The 17,392-nt window shown below is 67.5% G+C and carries 19 protein-coding genes; 7 read left to right on the top strand and 12 right to left on the bottom strand.

The features are described from left to right. Nucleotides 1-45: 45 nt before the first annotated feature. From NGM06_RS20340 to NGM06_RS20320, 5 genes are all read right to left on the bottom strand, one after another. Nucleotides 46-2,286 carry an LUD domain-containing protein gene (locus tag NGM06_RS20340; RefSeq protein WP_254270238.1) on the bottom strand — a complete coding sequence of 747 codons (2,241 nt, stop codon included), beginning with the start codon at nucleotides 2,284-2,286 and terminating at the stop codon, nucleotides 46-48. Next, the gene (locus tag NGM06_RS20335) at nucleotides 2,283-2,792 is read right to left on the bottom strand and encodes an LUD domain-containing protein (protein ID WP_254270237.1); all 510 of its coding nucleotides are present in this window, start codon (nucleotides 2,790-2,792) and stop codon (nucleotides 2,283-2,285) included. The genes NGM06_RS20340 and NGM06_RS20335 overlap by 4 nt, the downstream gene beginning before the upstream one ends. A 197-nt stretch (nucleotides 2,793-2,989) precedes the next feature. After that, nucleotides 2,990-3,178: a DUF5786 family protein gene (locus NGM06_RS20330; protein ID WP_163522963.1), complete on the bottom strand. Its 189-nt coding sequence runs from the start codon at nucleotides 3,176-3,178 to the stop codon at nucleotides 2,990-2,992. A gap of 64 nt (nucleotides 3,179-3,242) precedes the next feature. Beyond that, complete coding sequence (tuf, locus tag NGM06_RS20325; RefSeq protein WP_254270236.1) at nucleotides 3,243-4,508, bottom strand: translation elongation factor EF-1 subunit alpha; 1,266 nt, start codon at nucleotides 4,506-4,508, stop codon at nucleotides 3,243-3,245. Between the two features lie 66 nt (nucleotides 4,509-4,574). Beyond that, a complete protein-coding gene (locus NGM06_RS20320) occupies nucleotides 4,575-5,780 on the bottom strand; it encodes an MFS transporter (RefSeq protein WP_254270235.1) in 1,206 nt (401 codons plus the stop codon). Between the two features lie 255 nt (nucleotides 5,781-6,035). Between NGM06_RS20320 and NGM06_RS20315 the strand changes: the two genes are divergently transcribed. The 4 genes from NGM06_RS20315 (at nucleotide 6,036) to NGM06_RS20300 (ending at nucleotide 10,033) form a co-directional block, all read left to right on the top strand. Continuing rightward, nucleotides 6,036-7,130 (top strand): hypothetical protein, encoded by a 1,095-nt coding sequence (locus NGM06_RS20315; RefSeq protein ID WP_254270234.1) that lies wholly within the window; start codon nucleotides 6,036-6,038, stop codon nucleotides 7,128-7,130. A 74-nt stretch (nucleotides 7,131-7,204) separates the two neighbouring features. Further along, complete coding sequence (locus NGM06_RS20310) at nucleotides 7,205-8,161, top strand: VOC family protein (protein WP_254270233.1); 957 nt, start codon at nucleotides 7,205-7,207, stop codon at nucleotides 8,159-8,161. Next, nucleotides 8,158-8,841, top strand: a complete 684-nt coding sequence (locus NGM06_RS20305; protein WP_254270232.1) for an alpha/beta hydrolase — start codon at nucleotides 8,158-8,160, stop codon at nucleotides 8,839-8,841. The genes NGM06_RS20310 and NGM06_RS20305 overlap by 4 nt, the downstream gene beginning before the upstream one ends. 130 nt (nucleotides 8,842-8,971) lie before the next feature. Then, a complete protein-coding gene (locus NGM06_RS20300; protein ID WP_254270231.1) occupies nucleotides 8,972-10,033 on the top strand; it encodes a zinc-dependent alcohol dehydrogenase family protein in 1,062 nt (353 codons plus the stop codon). 94 nt (nucleotides 10,034-10,127) lie between these two features. Here NGM06_RS20300 and NGM06_RS20295 read toward each other — a convergent pair whose 3' ends face one another. After that, the gene (locus NGM06_RS20295) at nucleotides 10,128-10,343 is read right to left on the bottom strand and encodes a PUP1 family protein (RefSeq protein WP_254270230.1); all 216 of its coding nucleotides are present in this window, start codon (nucleotides 10,341-10,343) and stop codon (nucleotides 10,128-10,130) included. Between the two features lie 190 nt (nucleotides 10,344-10,533). Here NGM06_RS20295 and NGM06_RS20290 point away from each other — a divergent pair, with 190 nt between their 5' ends. Continuing rightward, nucleotides 10,534-11,787 carry a hypothetical protein gene (locus tag NGM06_RS20290; RefSeq protein WP_254270229.1) on the top strand — a complete coding sequence of 418 codons (1,254 nt, stop codon included), beginning with the start codon at nucleotides 10,534-10,536 and terminating at the stop codon, nucleotides 11,785-11,787. 33 nt (nucleotides 11,788-11,820) lie between these two features. On the opposite strand, the gene NGM06_RS20285 is transcribed toward NGM06_RS20290, so the two are convergent. The 3 genes from NGM06_RS20285 to NGM06_RS20275 form a co-directional block, all read right to left on the bottom strand. After that, on the bottom strand, nucleotides 11,821-11,964 hold the full coding sequence (locus NGM06_RS20285) for a hypothetical protein (RefSeq protein WP_254270228.1): 144 nt from the start codon (nucleotides 11,962-11,964) through the stop codon (nucleotides 11,821-11,823). A 96-nt stretch (nucleotides 11,965-12,060) separates the two neighbouring features. Beyond that, nucleotides 12,061-12,663 (bottom strand): HD domain-containing protein, encoded by a 603-nt coding sequence (locus tag NGM06_RS20280; RefSeq protein WP_254270227.1) that lies wholly within the window; start codon nucleotides 12,661-12,663, stop codon nucleotides 12,061-12,063. A gap of 143 nt (nucleotides 12,664-12,806) precedes the next feature. Beyond that, nucleotides 12,807-13,472: an HD domain-containing protein gene (locus NGM06_RS20275; protein ID WP_254270226.1), complete on the bottom strand. Its 666-nt coding sequence runs from the start codon at nucleotides 13,470-13,472 to the stop codon at nucleotides 12,807-12,809. Nucleotides 13,473-13,619: 147 nt separating this feature from the next. Between NGM06_RS20275 and NGM06_RS20270 the strand changes: the two genes are divergently transcribed. Both NGM06_RS20270 and NGM06_RS20265 read left to right on the top strand, forming a co-directional pair. Beyond that, nucleotides 13,620-13,958: a DsrE family protein gene (locus NGM06_RS20270; RefSeq protein ID WP_254270225.1), complete on the top strand. Its 339-nt coding sequence runs from the start codon at nucleotides 13,620-13,622 to the stop codon at nucleotides 13,956-13,958. Nucleotides 13,959-14,107: 149 nt separating this feature from the next. Beyond that, on the top strand, nucleotides 14,108-14,836 hold the full coding sequence (locus tag NGM06_RS20265; RefSeq protein ID WP_254270224.1) for a class I SAM-dependent methyltransferase: 729 nt from the start codon (nucleotides 14,108-14,110) through the stop codon (nucleotides 14,834-14,836). Here the strand turns inward: NGM06_RS20265 and NGM06_RS20260 are convergent. From NGM06_RS20260 to NGM06_RS20250, 3 genes are all read right to left on the bottom strand, one after another. Next, complete coding sequence (locus NGM06_RS20260) at nucleotides 14,821-15,723, bottom strand: hypothetical protein (protein WP_254270223.1); 903 nt, start codon at nucleotides 15,721-15,723, stop codon at nucleotides 14,821-14,823. The two genes, NGM06_RS20265 and NGM06_RS20260, sit on opposite strands and share 16 nt — an antisense overlap. Before the next feature lie 77 nt (nucleotides 15,724-15,800). Then, on the bottom strand, nucleotides 15,801-16,277 hold the full coding sequence (locus tag NGM06_RS20255; RefSeq protein ID WP_254270222.1) for a cupin domain-containing protein: 477 nt from the start codon (nucleotides 16,275-16,277) through the stop codon (nucleotides 15,801-15,803). A gap of 125 nt (nucleotides 16,278-16,402) precedes the next feature. Then, nucleotides 16,403-17,371, bottom strand: a complete 969-nt coding sequence (locus NGM06_RS20250; protein ID WP_254270221.1) for an NAD-dependent epimerase/dehydratase family protein — start codon at nucleotides 17,369-17,371, stop codon at nucleotides 16,403-16,405. Nucleotides 17,372-17,392 lie beyond the last annotated feature (21 nt).

The raw sequence follows: 17,392 nt of genomic DNA, 5'->3' as shown, positions 1-17,392 counted from the left end.
TCAACCCGCCGAGTCGGATTCGGCGGCGTGCGGCCCGTGTGGCTGTCACCGCGCAGGGTCGAGCAGTTCGACCGGATGACGGGTCGGCCGACTCAACAGCGAATCCAACTGCTCCAGACAGGACGTACCGCTCGCGACGACGAGGCGGTCCTCGGCCTCGGGAGCGCTGAACTGGCCGCGCAACTGCTCGCCCACGTCCACGCTCAGTTCGTAGTACTCGGACTTGTAGCCGAAGCTTCCGGCCATCCCGCAGCACTCCACGTCGGAGGTCAGCACGTCGTAGCCCGCCGCCTCCAGCACGGCGGTCGTGTACGGTTCGAGGTCCAGCGTGCGCTGCTGGCAGTGGCTGTGGTACGCGACTTCCGCCCCGGCCCCGCGGGTGAGCGCGTTCACCGTCTCGTCCGAGTCCTCCTCGCCCTCTTCGAGCAGGCCGTAGACGTACTCCAGTACCTCGTAGCTTCCGTCGGCCAGCGCCTCGTGGCGCTCGTCGTCGAGGAACTTCCCGTACTCGCGCTCGACCATAGCGAGGTCGCTCGGTTCAATCACGACCACGTCGCGTCCGGCCTCGACGTGGTCCAGCAGCGCGGGCGCGACCTGTTCTGCGTGGCGCTTCGCGGTGGCTATCATCCCCTGCGAGAGGGGCGCGCGACCGCTCGACGCCACCGCTGGCACTCTGACCGAGACGCCCAGCGCCTCCAGCACCCTGACGGCGGCCTTCCCGCGCTCGACCTGCACGTGATTCGTGTAGAGGTCCGGGTAGACCGCGGCGACGCGGTCGGCGTCTGTCGGCGAGATGCGCGACCCGCCACGGGCCGCGAACCAATCCGTGAATGTCTCGCGCTCGAACTCGGGGAGGTCCCGCCGCCGGTCGATGCCGAGAAACCGCTCCATCGCCCACCGCGCGGGAGCCGTGTCCGCGAGCCAGTTCGACGCCGGAGCCAGCGCCGACCCGACCTTCGCCACGGTCGAGAAGTTACCGAAGAACCGCTTCTGGAGGCTCAGTCCGCCCGGTTCCTCGTCGGGCGTCAGCCCCTCCACCAGCCAGTCGAACTCGCCGTCCTCGCCCCGGTTGATGCGGTCGCGGACCACCGTATTTATCCACGGAATGTCGATGCCGACCGGACACTGGTTCACGCAGCGCGAACACCCCGTGCAGAGGTCGTTGAACTCCGCGGCGGTGTCCAACCCCTCGACACCGGCCTCCCACCCCGTGGCGATGCCGCCGGAGTACGTCTCGCCGCCGAAGGCGTGGCCGCCGACCGACTGGAAGTTCGCGCAGGAGTTGGCGCAGGCCGAACACCGGATGCAGTAGAGCGTCTCGCGCAACTGGTCGTCCTCGCGCATCGCCGTCCGGCCGTTGTCCACGAGGACGAGGTGGAACTCCCGGTCGTCGGGGTCCCCGGACGCCGACAGCGGCGTCTCAGGGTCGTCGAAGTCGATGGTCGGCGACCCGACCGGCGGACTGAACAGCGAGACGTAGGAGGTGATGTCCTGTCCGGTGCCCGACCGGCCGATGAGTTCCACGAACGGCTGGAGGTCAGAGAGGCTCGGAATCAGTTTCTCGATGCCCGCGACGGCGACGTGGGTGTCCGGCGCGACGACCGACTTCCGGGCGTTGCCCTCGCTGGTCACCAGCGCGATGGTGCCCGACTCCGCGACCACGAAGTTCGCGCCCGTCATCCCCACGTCGGCGTCTTCGATGCGCTCGCCGAGGTACTCGCGGGCGAACTCGGTCAGTTCCTCGGCGGTTTCGAGCGGTTCGTCGGGTTCGAAGTGGGCATTGAACAGGTCGGCGATGGCCTCCCGTGACTTGTGGATGGCCGGGGCGACGATGTGAGAGGGCGCTTCGTCGGCCACCTGCAACACGAACTCCCCGAGGTCCGTCTCCCAGACTTCGACGCCCGCGTCTTCCAGTCGCTGATTGACCTCTATCTCCTCGGTGGTCATCGACTTGCTCTTGACCAGCGTCTCCGCATTCTGACGCTCGCAGACCTCCTCGACGTAGCGATTCGCGTCCGCGGCGTCGTCGGCGAGGTAGACGGTGCCGCCGTTGGCCTCGACGCTCTCGCGGACCCGCGCTATCAGGTCCGGCAGGCGCTCGATGGCGTCCTCCTTGATGGCCCGCGCCTCAGTCTTCAGTTCCTCGTAGTCGTCCAACTTCCCGACCGACTCGTAGCGCCCCTCGTTGAAGCCGCGGGTGTTCGCCGCGACGCTGTCGCCCTCCTCGTCAAGGAGTCGCCGAATCTCCGCCGCCTTCGCCTTCCGGGTAGCGCGGTCGGAACTCATCGGTCCTCCAGCAGCAGGACGTGGACCGCCTTGGGACCGTGGGCGCCGTACACCAGTTCGCCCATGTCGGCGGTCGCGCTCGGTCCCGTGGCGACGACGACGTCGTCGCCGCCCGCCGCGAAGACGGACTCTAGTCGCTCGAAGGCGGCGGGCATGTCCGGGACCACGTCGCTCTCGCGCAGGACGGCGACGTGGGTCTCGGGGAAGAGACTCACCGGTTCGTCGCCGCCGGGCGACGACCGGACGACCACCGACCCGTAGTCGGCGACGCCGAGTTCGACGGCGGTCACGCCGGTCTTCGCCGCTCGCAACTGTGCCGGGGTCGGGTCGAGTTCGACCTCGGTGTCCGCCAGCGAGACGCCCTCGAACGGGAGGGGCGACCCGACCGCGGGCGTCTCGACGACCGAGGTCAGCGCCGCCTCGAACGACTCGGCCTCGACTCGGGTTCGGCCGACGTTCATCCGGCGCAGGGACGCTTCGAACTGACCGAGGATGTCCGTCTCCATGGTCCGTGATAGCGTAGCAACTGTAATTGATTTTCGCTTAGCGGCGGTCTCCGCGTCTCTGGTTTCGGAAGCGACGCTGAGGCCCGAGACCGACGGTTGATGACCGACTGATAGACGATTGCGTGCCCGAACCTACGAGCAACGATGGAACTGCAGAAAAACGTCGTCTTCACCACCGCGACCCCTCTCGGGGCGGTCTACTCCTCGTCGTCCTCGCCGCTGTTCTTGATCTCGTTCAGTTGGTCGAGAAGTTCGTCCTGTGAGGCGTCCGAGTCGAACGAGACTTCCCCTTCGTGGGTGTTCTCGTGGACGGACACGCCGTCGTCCTCGTCGAAGTCGTTTTCTTGGTCCTTTTGTTCGGACTCGTCGTAGCTACCAAAACCCATATCGAACACGAGGGGCTCCGAGTAGTAAAGTCATCCGGTGTTCGCCGAGACTGTTCTCGGCGACTCAGCGCTCGGTGACTTCCAGCACGCGTCCGGCGGCGATGGTCTGTCCCATGTCCCGGATGGCGAAGCTCCCGAGTTCCGGAATCTCCGACGAGGGTTCGATGCTCAGCGGCTTCTGGGGCCGGACCGTGATGACCGCGGCGTCCCCCGACTGGATGAAGTCGGGGTCCTCCTCCTCGACTTCGCCGCTGGAGGCGTCTATCTTCTGGTCGATGGACTCCAGCGTGCAGGCGACCTGCGCGGTGTGAGCGTGGAAGACCGGCGTGTAGCCGTCCGTGATGACGCTCGGGTGCTGCATCACGACGATTTGGGCCGTGAACGTCTCGGCCACGCTCGGCGGGTCGTCGGCCGGGCCGCAGACGTCGCCCCGGTGGATGTCGTCCTTGCCGATGCCGCGGACGTTGAACCCGACGTTGTCGCCCGGTCCCGCTTCGGGCACCTCCTCGTGGTGCATCTCGATGGTCTTGACCTCGCCGCCCACGTCGGAGGGCTGGAAGCTCACGTTGTCTCCGGTGTTCAGCATGCCCGTCTCGACGCGCCCGACCGGGACCGTACCGATGCCCGAAATCGTGTACACGTCCTGAATCGGGAGTCGGAGCGGCGCGTCGGTCGGCGGCTCCGGCTCTTGGAGGTCGTTGAGCGCCTCCAACACGAGTTCGCCGTCGTACCACTCCATGTTCCCGCTGCGCTCGACGACGTTGTCGCCCTCTAGCGCGGAGATGGGGATGAAGCTGGCGTCCTCGGTGTTGAATCGGACCTGATTCAGCAGGTCCTGCACCTCGGCGACCACCTCCTTGTAGCGACTCTCCTCGTAGTCAACCCGGTCCATCTTGTTGACGCCGACGATGAGTTCGTTGATGCCGAGCGTCCGCGCGAGGAAGACGTGTTCCTGCGTCTGGGGCGCGACGCCGTCGTCGGCGGCGACGACGAGCACGGCGTTGTCGGCCTGAGACGCGCCCGTGATCATGTTCTTCACGAAGTCGCGGTGGCCCGGCGTGTCCACGATAGTGAAGTAGTACTCGTCGGTCTCGAACTCCTGATGGGCGATGTCGATGGTCACGCCGCGCTCGCGCTCCTCGGCGAGGTTGTCCATCACGTAGGCGAACTCGAACCCGCCTTTCCCCTTCTCCTCGGCCTCCTCCTTGTGCTGTTCGATGACGTGTTCGGGTACGCTCCCCGTCTCGAAGAGGAGTCGTCCCACGAGCGTCGATTTTCCGTGGTCTACGTGGCCGATGATGGCCAGATTCTGATGTGGTTTGTCTGCCATGGTATTCCCCACCGTGCAACTGAGGTAGTCGTCCCGCAGAACCAAAAGGGCTTCCGGCGATTGGGGTCACCGCACGTCGGGGGCGTACCACGCTAGCGCCACGCCGAGTACCGCGACGACACCCGCGAGCAGGAACGCGGGGCGATACCCCGCCCGGTCGATTATCGCGCCCCCGGCTATCGGCGCGGCGAACGCCCCGAACAGGCCGACGCTGGTCAGCATCGAGATGGCCGTACTCCGAACGGTCGGCGCGACGACTTCCGCGACGTAGGTGTAGAGCAGGCCGATGGTGAGTTGGACCGCGAACCCCGCGACGAGCAGCAGCGCGATAGCGGGACCGACCCGCGTGACGACCACGAATCCCGTGACGGCGGGCGCGGCCGCGACGAACGCCAGCAGGACGACCGGGCGGCGCTCCCCGCCGAACAGTCGGTCCGATATGACCCCGCCGCTGGTCCGCGAGACGACGCCGACCGCGGGGAACAGCGCGGTCAGCAGACCGCTCAGCGCGAGCGAGACGCCGAGGCGGTCGGTCAGATAGCTCGGCAGCCAACTGTTGAGGAACAGGTACAGCGAGAACGCCAGAAACGAGAGGGCGTAGAGCGTCCACGCCGCCCGATTCGCGAGCAAATCGCGCACCTCGGTGCGACTCGGCGCACCGGTCTCGACCGCGAGGCTCCGGCCGCGCGTCGCCAGCAGGAACACCGCGACGCCGACCACCGCGATGGCCGTGAAGATGGGGAGGGTGGCGGGCCACCCGAACCGGTCGGCCAGCAGCGGACTGCCGAACTGCCCCAGCGCGAACCCGACCGGCGCGCTCGCGGTGAACACGCCGACGGCCGTCGCGCGAACGTCGGGTCCGACGGCCTGCCCGACCACGTTCGCCCCGGCGTTCCAGAACACGACGTACGCGAACCCGCCGAGGACGCGCGAGGCGAACAGCCACCAGTAGGCCCCCGCTACCGCGGCGACCCAGCCCCAGACACCGGCGACCAGCAGTGCGACAGCGGCCGCGGCGACGGCCTTCCGGACCGACACCCGGTCGAGCGCGACCCCGACCGGGACGCTGGCGACCACCGCGGTGAGGTACATCACGCTCACGAGCCATCCGGCCAACGTCGGGCCGACGCCCAGCGACTCGCGGACCAGCGGCAGGACGCTCGCCGGTGCGATCTCGTACGCGCCCGCCGCCGTCGAGAGCGCGAAGAGTCCGGCGACGAGACCGACGGTCTGGCCGCGAGTGGGGGTCGGCGCGTCTTCGTCGTCGCTCACGCCGCTACGTTTTCAGGACGGGTTTATAGTTCCGGCTGTCTCGGAAATCTCGGTGACGGGGAGGGCGCGGTCAGGTGGGGTCTCGGTCAGGTGCGGTTTCGATGATAACGTGGTCTCGGCGTCGGGTGCGCACCTGAACTGTCGAACCGAGAACAAAAATACGATTCAGCTAACACTTTTGCCCGATTCGCGCGAACCCCGATTCGTGCGACCGACGCCAGACTCCTCCACGAGACGTGACGGGAGCGCGATACGATGACCGTCTGGAAGAGCGCCGACCCGGAGGCTCGACTGACCCGCGCCGACGACGCCACCCCGCCCCGAGAGACAGCGCCCGCCGACGCGCAGGCCGCGGTGAACTTCGTCGTCTTCGACCCCGAGTGGCTCCCCGACGACTGCCGCGTCGAGACGGTCACGCACCGCCCCGAGCAACCGCCCGGCCGCCCGAGCGACGTGGCCGCCGCGGACATCGACCAGACGCCCCACAGCGACGGCAACCCCTGCAGCGTTCGCACCGTGGTGGCGGGCGAGGACCGGCGACTCCGCCTCAAGCAGTTTCTCTACGACTGGGCGCCGCCCTCGGCGAGTATCGCCCCGCTGTGGCGCACGCCCGACCCCGCGCCGTTCGAGTGCGGCGACGCGGTGGGGTGGCTCGGCACCGACTACAAGGACGCCCGCGGCGCGTGCGTTCAGCGCGACCGGACGCAGGTCGAACTCTCGGTCCGCGAGGGCGAGTTCTCGGACGAGGAACTGCGACGCCTCCTCGACGGACTGACGCCCGTCGACCCCGAGGGTGCCCGCCGCGTCCGGCGCGTCCCGTTCCACAGGCTGAACTACTGGGCGCGGTACGGTTGCCGCCCGCCGGTCGTCCCCCACGGACTGTGGGACTACGCTCCGGAGCATCCCTACGAGGAGAACCTCGTCCTCTCGCCGGTCGCGCTCCGGGCCGACCCGCCGGTCCCGGCGCTCGTCCCCGGTGGTTCCGACAGTTCCCCCGGCGGGCAGTTCGTCCTCGACTCCGCACTGGCGTTCACCGAAGCGGACGCGCTGGAGGCGGTCTTCCGGAACCGAGCGAACGGGTGCGACCACCTCTGGCTACTGGCGACCGATGCGGACAGTGCCCTCGCACCGTCGCTCCCGCCCGACCCGTCCGACCAGTCGGCCGAGACGCGGGCGGCTATGGACCTGCGGGGGACGACCGTTCACTACGCCGCGTTGACCGAGGACCGCGGCGCGTGGGAGGCCCTCTGGGCCGAAAACGGCGTCCGCTACGCCGTCTGGGCCGGGTCGTCGCGCTCGCTGGACGGGGCGGCGTTCCGGGAACTGGTAGACTCGCTGGAGTCGCCCTGACAATCGGCGGACCCACCGCGAGTTGCCGAGGCCGCCACAGTCATCCTCGCGCGACCGAAACCTACGCACGACCGATGCTCGACGACTCTCCGGGCGTCCACCACGTCACCTCGATAGTGGGCGACCCCCAGCGCAACGTGGACTTCTACGCGGACGTCCTCGGTCTCCGCCTCGTCAAGCGGACGGTGAACTACGAGGACATGCTCCGGTACCACCTCTACTACGGGAACGGGACCGGCGACCTCGGGACGCTCCTCACCTGTTTTCCGTACCCCAACGACGTGCCGGGCCGCCTCGGCAAACCACAGATTAGCGGCGTCTCGTTCGCCATCCCGCCGGGTTCCGTTCCGTACTGGACCGACCGTCTCGGCGCTCGCGGCGTCGAGGTGACGGGCCCCCGTCGCCGATTCGACGAGACCGTCCTCCGGTTCGAGGACGACGCCGGAACCCCGGTCGAACTCGTGACCGCCGACTCGCCCGTCGAACCGTGGACCGGCGGGTCGGTCCCGGCCGACGCCGCGATTCGGGGCATCCACGGCGTCACCCTGCTGCCGACCAACCCGTACACGACCGCGAGTACGCTCGAAACGCTCGGCTTCGACCTCGTCGGCGAGGAACGCGACGGCGACGCCAATCGGATTCGGTACCGCGCGTCGGGCGACCACGCGAACGTCGTGGACGTTCTCGACCGCTCGGCCTCGTTCGGCCGCGAGGGAATCGGGACGATACACCACGTCGCGGTGCGCGTGGCGAGCGAGGAGCAACTGTACGAGTGGCACGACCTGTTCCGCGAGCGCGACTACGACGTCTCCCGGGTGCGCGACCGCCACTACTTCCACTCGCTGTACGTCAGGGAACCCGGCGGCATCCTCTTCGAGTTGGCGACCGAATCGCCCGGTCTCACGGCCGACGAGGACCCCGCGACGCTCGGCGAGTCGCTCGTGTTGCCCGACTGGTTCGAGGAGGACCGCGACCTGATAGAGCGTCAACTCCCGCCGGTGGAACTCCCGCGCCGGAGCGAGTCTGAATGACCGAGTTCGGTGGGTCGGGAACGGAATCCCCCGCAGACGACCCTCACGCCGACCGACCAGTAATCACGGCGGGCGCGCCGATTCGGGCCGCCGAGGTCGCGGTCGTCCTCCTGCACGGCCGGGGCGCGACGGCGCAGGGCGTGGTCAATCTCGCAGAACCGCTCTACCGCCACGGCGTGGCCTTCTTCGCGCCGCAGGCCGCCCGGAGTCGGTGGTATCCCCACTCGTTTCTGGCCCCGGTCGAGCGCAACGAACCGCACCTCTCGTCGGCGCTCCGCAGGGTCGATGCCGTCGTGGACGACGCCGTGGCGAAGGGCATCCCGCTCGACAAGGTGGTGCTGTTCGGCTTCTCGCAGGGGGCCTGCCTCGCGGCGGAGTACGCCGCGCGCAACCCCCGGCGGTACGGCGGCGTCGCGGCCCTCTCCGGCGGCCTCGTCGGTCCGCCGGACGCCCGCAGGGAGTACGAGGGGTCCGTGGAGGAGACGCCGGTGTTCGTCGGTTGCGGAGACGCCGACGACCACGTCCCGGTCGAGCGCGTCCGGGAGACGGCCGAGACGTTTCGGTCGCTGAACGCCGAGGTGACCGAGCGAATCTACCCCGGACTGGAACACGCCGTGAACGACGACGAGATGGCGTTCGTCGGGTCGCTCGTCGAGCGCCTCGCGGAGTCGGGGGAGTGACGCCGAAGACTCTCGAAACCGTCGTCCGCGAGACGCCGACGCTTCTCGAATCGTCGCCCGAGCGTTCCGACCATCTCGCCGCGACCCGGCGATTTAACCCGGCACCGACCGACCGGACTGACACACCAGCATGAGAGCAGCAGTTCTACGCGAGTACGGCGAACCGCTCGAAACCGAGCAGGTCCCCGACCCCGAACTCGACGACCACGGCGTCGTCGTCGAGACCGAGGCCTGCGGTATCTGCCGGAGCGACTGGCACGCGTGGCAGGGCCACGGCGAGTGGGCCGACGACCGAGTGCCGGAGGGCCAGATTCTCGGCCACGAACCGGCGGGCACCGTGGTCTCGACCGGCCCGAACGTCGAGCGCTTCCGCGAGGGCGACCGAATCGCGGTCCCGTTCAACCTCGGACGCGGCGACTGCGAGCACTGCCGGAACGGCCACGGAAACGTCTGCGAGGACGGACTGGCGCTCGGGTTCGAGGCCGACGCGCCCGGCGCGTTCGCCGAGCGGGTTCACGTCCCCTACGCAGACTACAACGCCGTGGCGCTCCCCGAGGGCGTCTCGCCGGTCGAGATGGCCGGACTCGGCTGTCGGTTCGCCACGGCGTACCACGGACTGGCCCACCGCGCCGACCTCACGCCCGGCGACTGGGTCGCGGTCCACGGGTGTGGCGGCGTCGGTCTCTCGGCGGTCCACGTGGCGGACGCCCTCGGCGCGAACGTCGTCGCGGTGGACCTCGCCGACGAGAAACTGGCGAAGGCCGAGCAGTTGGGCGCGGACGAGACGGTGAACGCCGGAGCGGTCGCCGACGTGCCCGGTCGAATCCGCCGTCTCACGCCCGGCGGCGCGCACGTCTCGGTGGACGCGCTGGGCGTCGCCGAGACCTGCCGCAACTCCGTCGCGTGTCTTCGCAAGCGCGGCCAGCACCTCCAACTCGGCCTGACGACCGACGAGGAGCGCGGCGAGGTGGCGCTCCCGACCGACGCGATGACGATGAACGAAATCACGTTCCTCGGGTCGCGCGGGATGCCGCCGACGCGCTACGGCGAACTGCTCCGGATGATGGACCGCGGCACCGTCTCGCCCGCCGAACTGGTGACGCGGGAGGTCGCGTTGAGCGACGTGCCCGACCGACTGGCGGCGATGAACGACTACGGCACGGTCGGCATCGAAGTCGTCACGGAGTTCTGAGTCGGGAGCGCAGGTCCGGACGAAACGGTGGTTTCGGCTATCGTCTCTCGCCGGTCTCCAGACGCAGCAGACTCTTCCGCACGCGATTTCGGCGCTACCTGCCGTCGCGGTTCGACCCGGCGAAGTCCCCGCGAAGGTAGAGGTGGAATATCAGGCCGGGGATCCCGAGGACGCCGAGTCCGAGCGCCCACGCGAGCGGCCGCGACTCGCCGCGCCGCTTCCGGTCCCGATAGACGTAGTACGCGACTGGCGGCCCGAGAACGAGAACCGTCCCGACGAACCGGACGAACTGCCACGAAACGTCTGTCATGTATGCGACAGTCGTGTTCCTCAGTAGATAAATGTGTGTCACCCACCGGAACTTTTCGCTTCTTACTACTTCGAGGGTATTTCGGAAACTCTCGGAGCGACCGATAAACGACCCCGATTCCGGGAGTTAGAGGCTCGATACTGTCGATACGCTGTCAATAACTTTGATTGCATCTCTCGTAGCGCTCCGTATGAGCAACGAGAACTCTCGTCGGCGGTTCCTCGCGCGAGGGGTCGCCACCGCAGGTGTGACACCGTTCGTCGGCCACTCCGTCTCGGCGCACGTCGCGGCCTCGAAGACGCTCACAATCGAGAGCGACGGCGGCGGGTTCGCGGCCTACGAGTTCACCGTGAGCGGCGACCTCAGCCAGCAGGACAGCGGCGACCGAGTCGGCGGCAGTCGCGCCGCGGGTAACGTCGGTCCGGACCGCGGGACCGACACCTTTCGATACTCCGGGGATATCACCGGCCTCGTCCTCGCGGGTCCGGCGACCCTCTCCCGCGACGGCACGCGCGTCGAACCGTCGTCGTTCCCGCGACCGACCGGGTCGCTCGCGAGCGACGACTTCGAGGCCGGGTCGGGGACCGACCGCCTTCGCGTCGAGAGCGACGGCGGCGGCGTCGCAGTCTACGAGTTCACGGCCAGCGGGCCGGTCCGCCAACGCGACGGCGGTGACAGCGTCGATGGGGCGCGGGCCGTCGGCCACGTCGGACCCGACCGCGGCGCAGACGAGTTCGATGTCGAAGGCGAGATAACGGCGTTCGCGCTCGCCGGTCCCGCCACAGTGTCGCTGAACGGGAACGAGGTGACGCCCTCCCGGCCGTCGCCGACCGTCTCGCGCGGCAGTCCGGAGCGGGAAATCACGATCCACCCCGACACTCCGGTGTTGTTCGAGACCGCCGTCAGCGACTACCCCGGCGACTACGTCTCGGCGGAGTGGTACGTGGACGGCGACCGGCGCGTCGGCCCGGACCTGTTCTACGGCCACCTCGGTTCGAGCAGTCGAGCGACGTTCACCCATCGCTTCGATTCGCCCGGCAACTACCGGGTTCGCTCGGCGGTCTTCCGTGAGGGCGAGTCGTCACGGGAGGGCGACGACCCCATCGACACCGTCAGTTGGACGGTCGAAGTCGGTTCGGACGGGAACCGACCGCCCGTCGTGGAGCGTCTGAATCCCTCGGCCAAAATCCTCAGAACCGAGTACGAGACGACCGAGCGGATTCAGTTCGAGGTTTCCGCGACCGACTCAGACAGCGAACTCGACCGAGTGGTCTGGTGGATAGCGCAGGGCGACTCCGTCCACGGCGTGTCACAGGTTTCGGGCGAGTACGACACCGCCATGATTACCTACGACGTCGACCCCGGTCTCCCCTTCGGCGCGTACGCTATCGACGAACACGGCGCTATCTCGCGGTTCCGCGGCTGGAACGTCAAAAGCGAATAGCCGAAAACGAAAACGCAAACGTAAACGGAAACGCTACTCCGACCCCCAGTCGGAGATGTCGAGGACCGAATCGCACTCCGGACAGGTCCAGACTTTCGGCGTACTCGCGCGCGCTCCCTGCTCCAGTCGTTGCGCCCACTTGGTGATGTCGGACTCGCAGTGCGGACACGTCGCCATGGGCTGCGTTACCACGGAGGGCGGTTTGAAAGTTCGGGCGGGGACCGGAGTCGGGGAACTGCCTCGGACGGGACCCCCGCGACGGACTCAGTCTCCTCAGTCGCTCGTCTGGGAGTACTTGTCTACCCACTCCTGCAGCGTGATGCCCATCGCCGACTGGGTAATCGCGTTCGAACTCGCGGAGTTGGCGCTCTTGACCAGTTCCGCTTCCAGCGTCCGCTTGGGTACCTCGCCGAGGAAGTGGGGAATCGCCCGCTGGACCGCCAGCGGACACCCGACCTCGTGGGCCAGCGCGTACCCCGAAATCGAGTGGGGAATCTCCTCGCTGACGTAGGTCGGGTCGGGGTCCAGCAGTTTCTCCTCGTCCACGTGGTTCACGTACTCGTAGCACTTGCCCACGTCGTGGAGGAGGCAGGCGGCCCGAATCACGTCGAGGTCGGGGTCCGCGCCGTGGAACGCCCGCTGTTCCTCGGCGGATTTCGCGGCGATTCGCGTGACCCCGCGGACGTGTTCGACGTTCGAGACCTCGTGGATGTTCCACGCGTAGGGAACGTCGTACACGTCCTTCCATCCGCCGCGTTCGAGACCGAGCGTCCACGCCTCCGTGACCTGCTCGCGCAGGCTCTCGTCCTCGATGTCCCGAATCTCGGGGAAGGCCGATTCGACCTGCTCGCGGTAGTCCGGAGTCTCGTCGGTCATACGTGTCGAATCTCCCGGCCGGACCGTAAGCGTTCGTGTCTCGGAACTGAACTGTCGGCGGACGGAGTTCCGCGCTCTTGGGTCGCCACACCGTCGAGAGTCTCGGCCGCCTCCCCGGCGCTCGATACGCAGAACTCTGCTCGCTATCCCTCTCCTTCGGCTCGTCTCTCGCGGTCGAACTGCGCGAAGAACTCCTCCATGAAACTCCACCGCGATTCTCCGAGACGACGTCCGGGTGGAGTGTGCACCCTAGCCAGACGCTCTTTCGCCCACTCCCGTAGAAGAGAGATGTCCGGAACGTCCGACGTGTCCACGCCTTGAACCGACGAATTACTGATTGCCGCGTACTTCTCGCCCGCTCTCCCCGACCGTTCGCCGACGATACAGGCCATGCGGGCGATACCGACCGCGCCGGTCGCCTCCAACTTGTCCGCGTCGAAGAGCAGTTTCGCCTCGGGACTCTCCGGGTCCGGTGAGCTAGACCGAATACTGTGCGCTCGGATGCAGTGTTCGACGGCGTCAATTCGGTCGGTCGCCACCTCCTCGCTTCCGAGCAGGTGCTTCGCCTCCTCCGCGGCCCATCTGTCGTGATTCTCGATTTCCCCCGACCGTTCCAGCGGGCGACCGATGTCGTGTAGCCACGCCGCCGCTGAGAGAACCTCTCTATCGACCGTCCTCTCCCACTCGCTCGCCAACCGAACCGACAGATTCCGGACTCGGTTAGCGTGAAACTGGTCGTGTGCCGGGAGAGCGTCTTCGTAGTACGGTAGCGACAACTTCCGGGCGAGAGGACCTAATTGCTGCGTCACGGGTGGTGTGAGCGGTCCATTCCCAGTGGCATAGTGGTTGCGAAGTTGTCATACGGCTATCCGAAACGAACCTGCTACCGGTGGCATCTCTCGTGTCGAATCGGAGGGGCCAGCAAACACTTCCCGACCAGCGTCGTACGCAAGACGATGCGAACCGCATTCCACCTCACGAGCGGCGACGAGGACCACCAGAACACCGTCCTCACGATAGCGGAGAACCTCTCGAAGGACGAGACCATCGAGATGGACGACATCGCGGTCGTCGCACAGGCCGAGGGCATCGACCCGGTCACGCGAGACGGGACCCACAGCGACACGGTGCAGGAACTCCTCGACTCGGGCATCGCGTTCAAGGCCTGTAGCAACACCCTCGACATGATGGACCTCGACGACGGGGACCTCGTCGAGGGCGTCGAGACGGTCTCCTCGGGCGCGAGCGAACTGACCCGATTGCAGGAGGACGGCTACGCGTACCTCCGGCCCTGAGAGCCCGGCCGGTCCGGCCTTCAGTTCACTCTTTTCTACGCAACCGAGGCAGTGACCGGAGCCTCTCACCGACGCGTATCACGCGCAGGTTCGGCACGCCGGTCTGTGCAATGGTTGGTTTTAATACTATTATGTGCGTTCTCCGTCGCGTGAACGAGAATCTGTACGCGGAGTACCCCGAGACCTACGACGCCATCTACGCCGAGAAGGACTACGACGCCGAAGTCGAGTTCGTCCTCGACCGATTCGCGGAAGTGGCCGGGGGCGACGGCGACCCAGAGCGCGCGCTAATCGTCGGATGCGGTACCGGCGAACACAGCAAGCGACTCCGCGAGGAGGGGTTCGAAGTCGTCGGCGTGGACAAGTACCCCGCGATGGTAGAGCGCGCCCGGACGAAGTCGGACGCGGAGTTCCGGGTCGGCGAACTGCCGGACCTCCCGGTGGACGGGCAGTTCGACCTCGTCTGGTTCCCCTTCACGGTCGTCCAGCACCTCGACCCCGACGCCGTCGCCGAGAGTCTGCGTACAGCGGTCGACCACCTTACGGCGGACGGCGTCCTCGTCTTCGACCAGTTGGTAACCGGCGAGGAGGACATCTACCCGCGACTCGTGACCTACGAGTCCGACGATGGAACCTACGCCCGACTCACCGACGTTCACGAGGTGGGCGACTCGTCGTACCGCTGGGACTCGCTCGTGTTCACGCCGGACGGCGAGTTCTTCGCGGACACCCATCGCCTGTACGACCACGACGCCGCCTACCTCGACGGCGTCTGCGGCGTGGTGGGTCTCTCGGTCGAACGTCACGGTTGGTACGACGCGGACGCCGACCCCGACGAGAGCGGCCACGCCGTCTTCGTGGCTCAGAACACCGACTGAGTCCCTCGGAACCGCTGGAATCGCCGGAGGTACACCGCGACGGCGTCCTCCTCTCGAACTCGTCGAATCGCGTACTCGGTCGGGTAGAACCCGCGGGTCGGGAACCGCCGCGGGGTGGGAACCTCGCTGACGACCTTCCCCTGCAGGTTCTCGAGGAACTGTCTCGTTATCATGGGTTCGAGGAAGCTGATTCGGCCGTCGAACGACCCGTAGATGTAGGTGTGCGTGAACTGCTCGCCCTGCAGTTCGGGCGCGTCCCGCTTCACCCAGTGGTTGCCCATCGCCGGAACCACGTCGTCGGTCGGCACGTACCCCGGCGGTCGCTGGGCGTCGGGGAGCGGTTCGGTCGCCCGCTCGTACACGTCGCAGGGCACCGGCCGGTCGGCCTCCCCGTCGCCGTCCGCGTCGCACTCGCCCGGCGGAATCCGGCGCTCGACTCGCTCCTGCGGGTCGAAGTAGAAGTGGAAGTCGAAGTGCGGCACGTCGTACACGTCCTCCGGCCCGTGTCCGTGCGGGTTCCAGTCCGCGGTCAGCCACTCGACGTTTCCGACGGTCGCGGCCCCGTCCGGGAGCGGCACCGAGTGCCTGACGTGTTCTCCTTCCTCGGGCAGTCCGGTCAGCGCGTCCTCGCTCAGCCAAACGCCGAGGAAGCGCGGCGCTCCCGAGCGGCCGCGCGTGAGGAAGGCCCGGGCGTCGCCGTCGCCCACCGTCACCGCGTTCCCCCACCGGGTACGCTCGCTCGGCGGGAACCCCTCCTGCGCGCTCGCTGTTCCGCCGGTAGCGAGGCCGAGACCGAGCGCCGCCAGTCCGCCGCCGACCGACCGGAGCGCGGTTCGCCTGTCTGTTCGATGTGATGCGTCGCTGTCGGAGTCGCGTCCTCTGACCATTCTCGTTCCCCCAACTCCGACAGTGCGACGACCGCGTAGATATAGCTTGCCCGAGGGGGTCTTCGAGCGCGGCCCGACTACCCCTGCGTCGTGCCGCACTCGGTGCAGGTGAGTTCGAAGGTGCCGTCCGCCATGCCCACGTCTTGGGTCGTCTCGTCCTCGCACTCCGGGCAGTAGGCCCGCGACTGGAGTTCGTCCCAGTCGTGCACCGCGCCGGGCGCGCCGAGCGCCCACCCCTCGACGGTCGCCTCGTCGTCGTTGTACCCCTTCTGGAACTCGCCGGGCGGGAACCGAATCAGTTCGCCCGCTTCGACTTCGACCGCCTCGCGGTCCAGTCCGACCTCGAACGTCGCGGTCCCGGACTCGACGTAGAACACCTCTTCTTGGTCGTTGTGCCGGTGGAGGCCGCCGGAGAACGACTCCCCCGACTCCAACTCGAAGTAGTTCATCGCGAAGTGGTCTGTGCCGAGCGCCCGAGAGACCGGCTTGCGGACGCTGTGAACCTTCATCGGATTCCGCTCGTTCTCGACCGCTTCGATGGCGACTTTCTCCATGGCGGACACAGGTCCGACTCCCGGAAAAAGTTGTTCGAACTGATATTCGGTTTCCGAGGATTCTCCCGTAAGCGCGGACGGAACCGGGCGGGAACGCTTCCGAAAATCGACTCGCCGGTCTCGTCCTACTCCAGCGGGTCCAGTCCCGCCTCGGCCCGCAAGGCGTCGATGTAGGCCCGGAACCCGGCTTCGAGGTCGTACTCCGGTTCGTAGCCCAAGTCCTCTTGGGCGTCGGTCATGTCGAGTCGCTGGGTCCACGGGAGTTCGCCCTCGTCGCTGACCTCGATGTCGGCGTCAGGCAGTATTCTGCGGACCGTCTCGGCGGCCTCTCGAATCGTGGCGACTTCGCCCCGGACGTTGTAGATGCGCTGGCTCAGGTCCTCTTCGGGGGCGAACGCGGCCTTTCGGAACGCCTGTGCGATGTCCTCGACGTACTGCCAGTCGATGATTTGGTCGCCGTACTCCACCGAGAACGACTCGCCGACCGCCGGTTTCTCCACGATGTCGGCGAGGAACGCCGACCCGCCGGTCTCGCGGTAGGGACCGTAGGCCACCGTGGGGCGCAGGCCGACGTGGCTCACGTCGTGGTCCTCGAAGTAGACCTTGGCCTGATGCTCGTTGTACTCCTTTGTCGCCCCGTAGAGCGTGTCGGGATAGACCAAATCCTCCTCGTCAACCCAGTCGCCCTCGTAGTTCGCGGGCGGCGCGTACACCGCGGCCGAGGACGCCCACGCCACGCGCTCGACTTGGTCGTCGAGGGTCCGCGCCGCCTCGAAGACGTTGTTCGTGCCCATCACGTTGACCTCGGCCGCGCCGCGGGGGTTGTCTCGCGCGAGGTTCGTCAGCAGCGCCGCGAGGTGGACGACGCGGGTCGCGCCCGACTCGCGGACCGCCCGAATCACGCTGGTCGGGTCGGTGATGTCGCCGCGGACGACCTCCACGTCGTCGGCCGCGCCGAGTTTCTCCAGAATCCGGGTGTCGGTCGAGAGGTCGTAGGCCACCACGTCGTGGCCCGCCTCCGCGAGGTCCTGCGCGACGTAGGAGCCGATGAAGCCGGTGCCGCCCGTGACGAGTACGGTCGCTGATTCGCTCATCACTCGCAAATATATCCGGAA

Source organism: Halorussus aquaticus (assembly GCF_024218795.1).
GTDB classification, from domain to species: Archaea; Halobacteriota; Halobacteria; order Halobacteriales; family Haladaptataceae; genus Halorussus; species Halorussus aquaticus.
Note: the sequence above shows the minus strand (reverse complement) of the source record. Positions and strands in the feature narration are given on the sequence as shown.

Coding starts and splice junctions, on each gene's coding strand:
- NGM06_RS20340 (WP_254270238.1), bottom strand. CDS start 2,286: ATGAGTTCCGACCGCGCTACCCGGAAGGCGAAGGCGGCGGAGATTCGG.
- NGM06_RS20335 (WP_254270237.1), bottom strand. CDS start 2,792: ATGGAGACGGACATCCTCGGTCAGTTCGAAGCGTCCCTGCGCCGGATG.
- NGM06_RS20330 (WP_163522963.1), bottom strand. CDS start 3,178: ATGGGTTTTGGTAGCTACGACGAGTCCGAACAAAAGGACCAAGAAAAC.
- tuf (WP_254270236.1), bottom strand. CDS start 4,508: ATGGCAGACAAACCACATCAGAATCTGGCCATCATCGGCCACGTAGAC.
- NGM06_RS20315 (WP_254270234.1), top strand. CDS start 6,036: ATGACCGTCTGGAAGAGCGCCGACCCGGAGGCTCGACTGACCCGCGCC.
- NGM06_RS20310 (WP_254270233.1), top strand. CDS start 7,205: ATGCTCGACGACTCTCCGGGCGTCCACCACGTCACCTCGATAGTGGGC.
- NGM06_RS20305 (WP_254270232.1), top strand. CDS start 8,158: ATGACCGAGTTCGGTGGGTCGGGAACGGAATCCCCCGCAGACGACCCT.
- NGM06_RS20300 (WP_254270231.1), top strand. CDS start 8,972: ATGAGAGCAGCAGTTCTACGCGAGTACGGCGAACCGCTCGAAACCGAG.
- NGM06_RS20295 (WP_254270230.1), bottom strand. CDS start 10,343: ATGACAGACGTTTCGTGGCAGTTCGTCCGGTTCGTCGGGACGGTTCTC.
- NGM06_RS20290 (WP_254270229.1), top strand. CDS start 10,534: ATGAGCAACGAGAACTCTCGTCGGCGGTTCCTCGCGCGAGGGGTCGCC.
- NGM06_RS20285 (WP_254270228.1), bottom strand. CDS start 11,964: ATGGCGACGTGTCCGCACTGCGAGTCCGACATCACCAAGTGGGCGCAA.
- NGM06_RS20280 (WP_254270227.1), bottom strand. CDS start 12,663: ATGACCGACGAGACTCCGGACTACCGCGAGCAGGTCGAATCGGCCTTC.
- NGM06_RS20270 (WP_254270225.1), top strand. CDS start 13,620: ATGCGAACCGCATTCCACCTCACGAGCGGCGACGAGGACCACCAGAAC.
- NGM06_RS20260 (WP_254270223.1), bottom strand. CDS start 15,723: ATGGTCAGAGGACGCGACTCCGACAGCGACGCATCACATCGAACAGAC.
- NGM06_RS20255 (WP_254270222.1), bottom strand. CDS start 16,277: ATGGAGAAAGTCGCCATCGAAGCGGTCGAGAACGAGCGGAATCCGATG.
- NGM06_RS20250 (WP_254270221.1), bottom strand. CDS start 17,371: ATGAGCGAATCAGCGACCGTACTCGTCACGGGCGGCACCGGCTTCATC.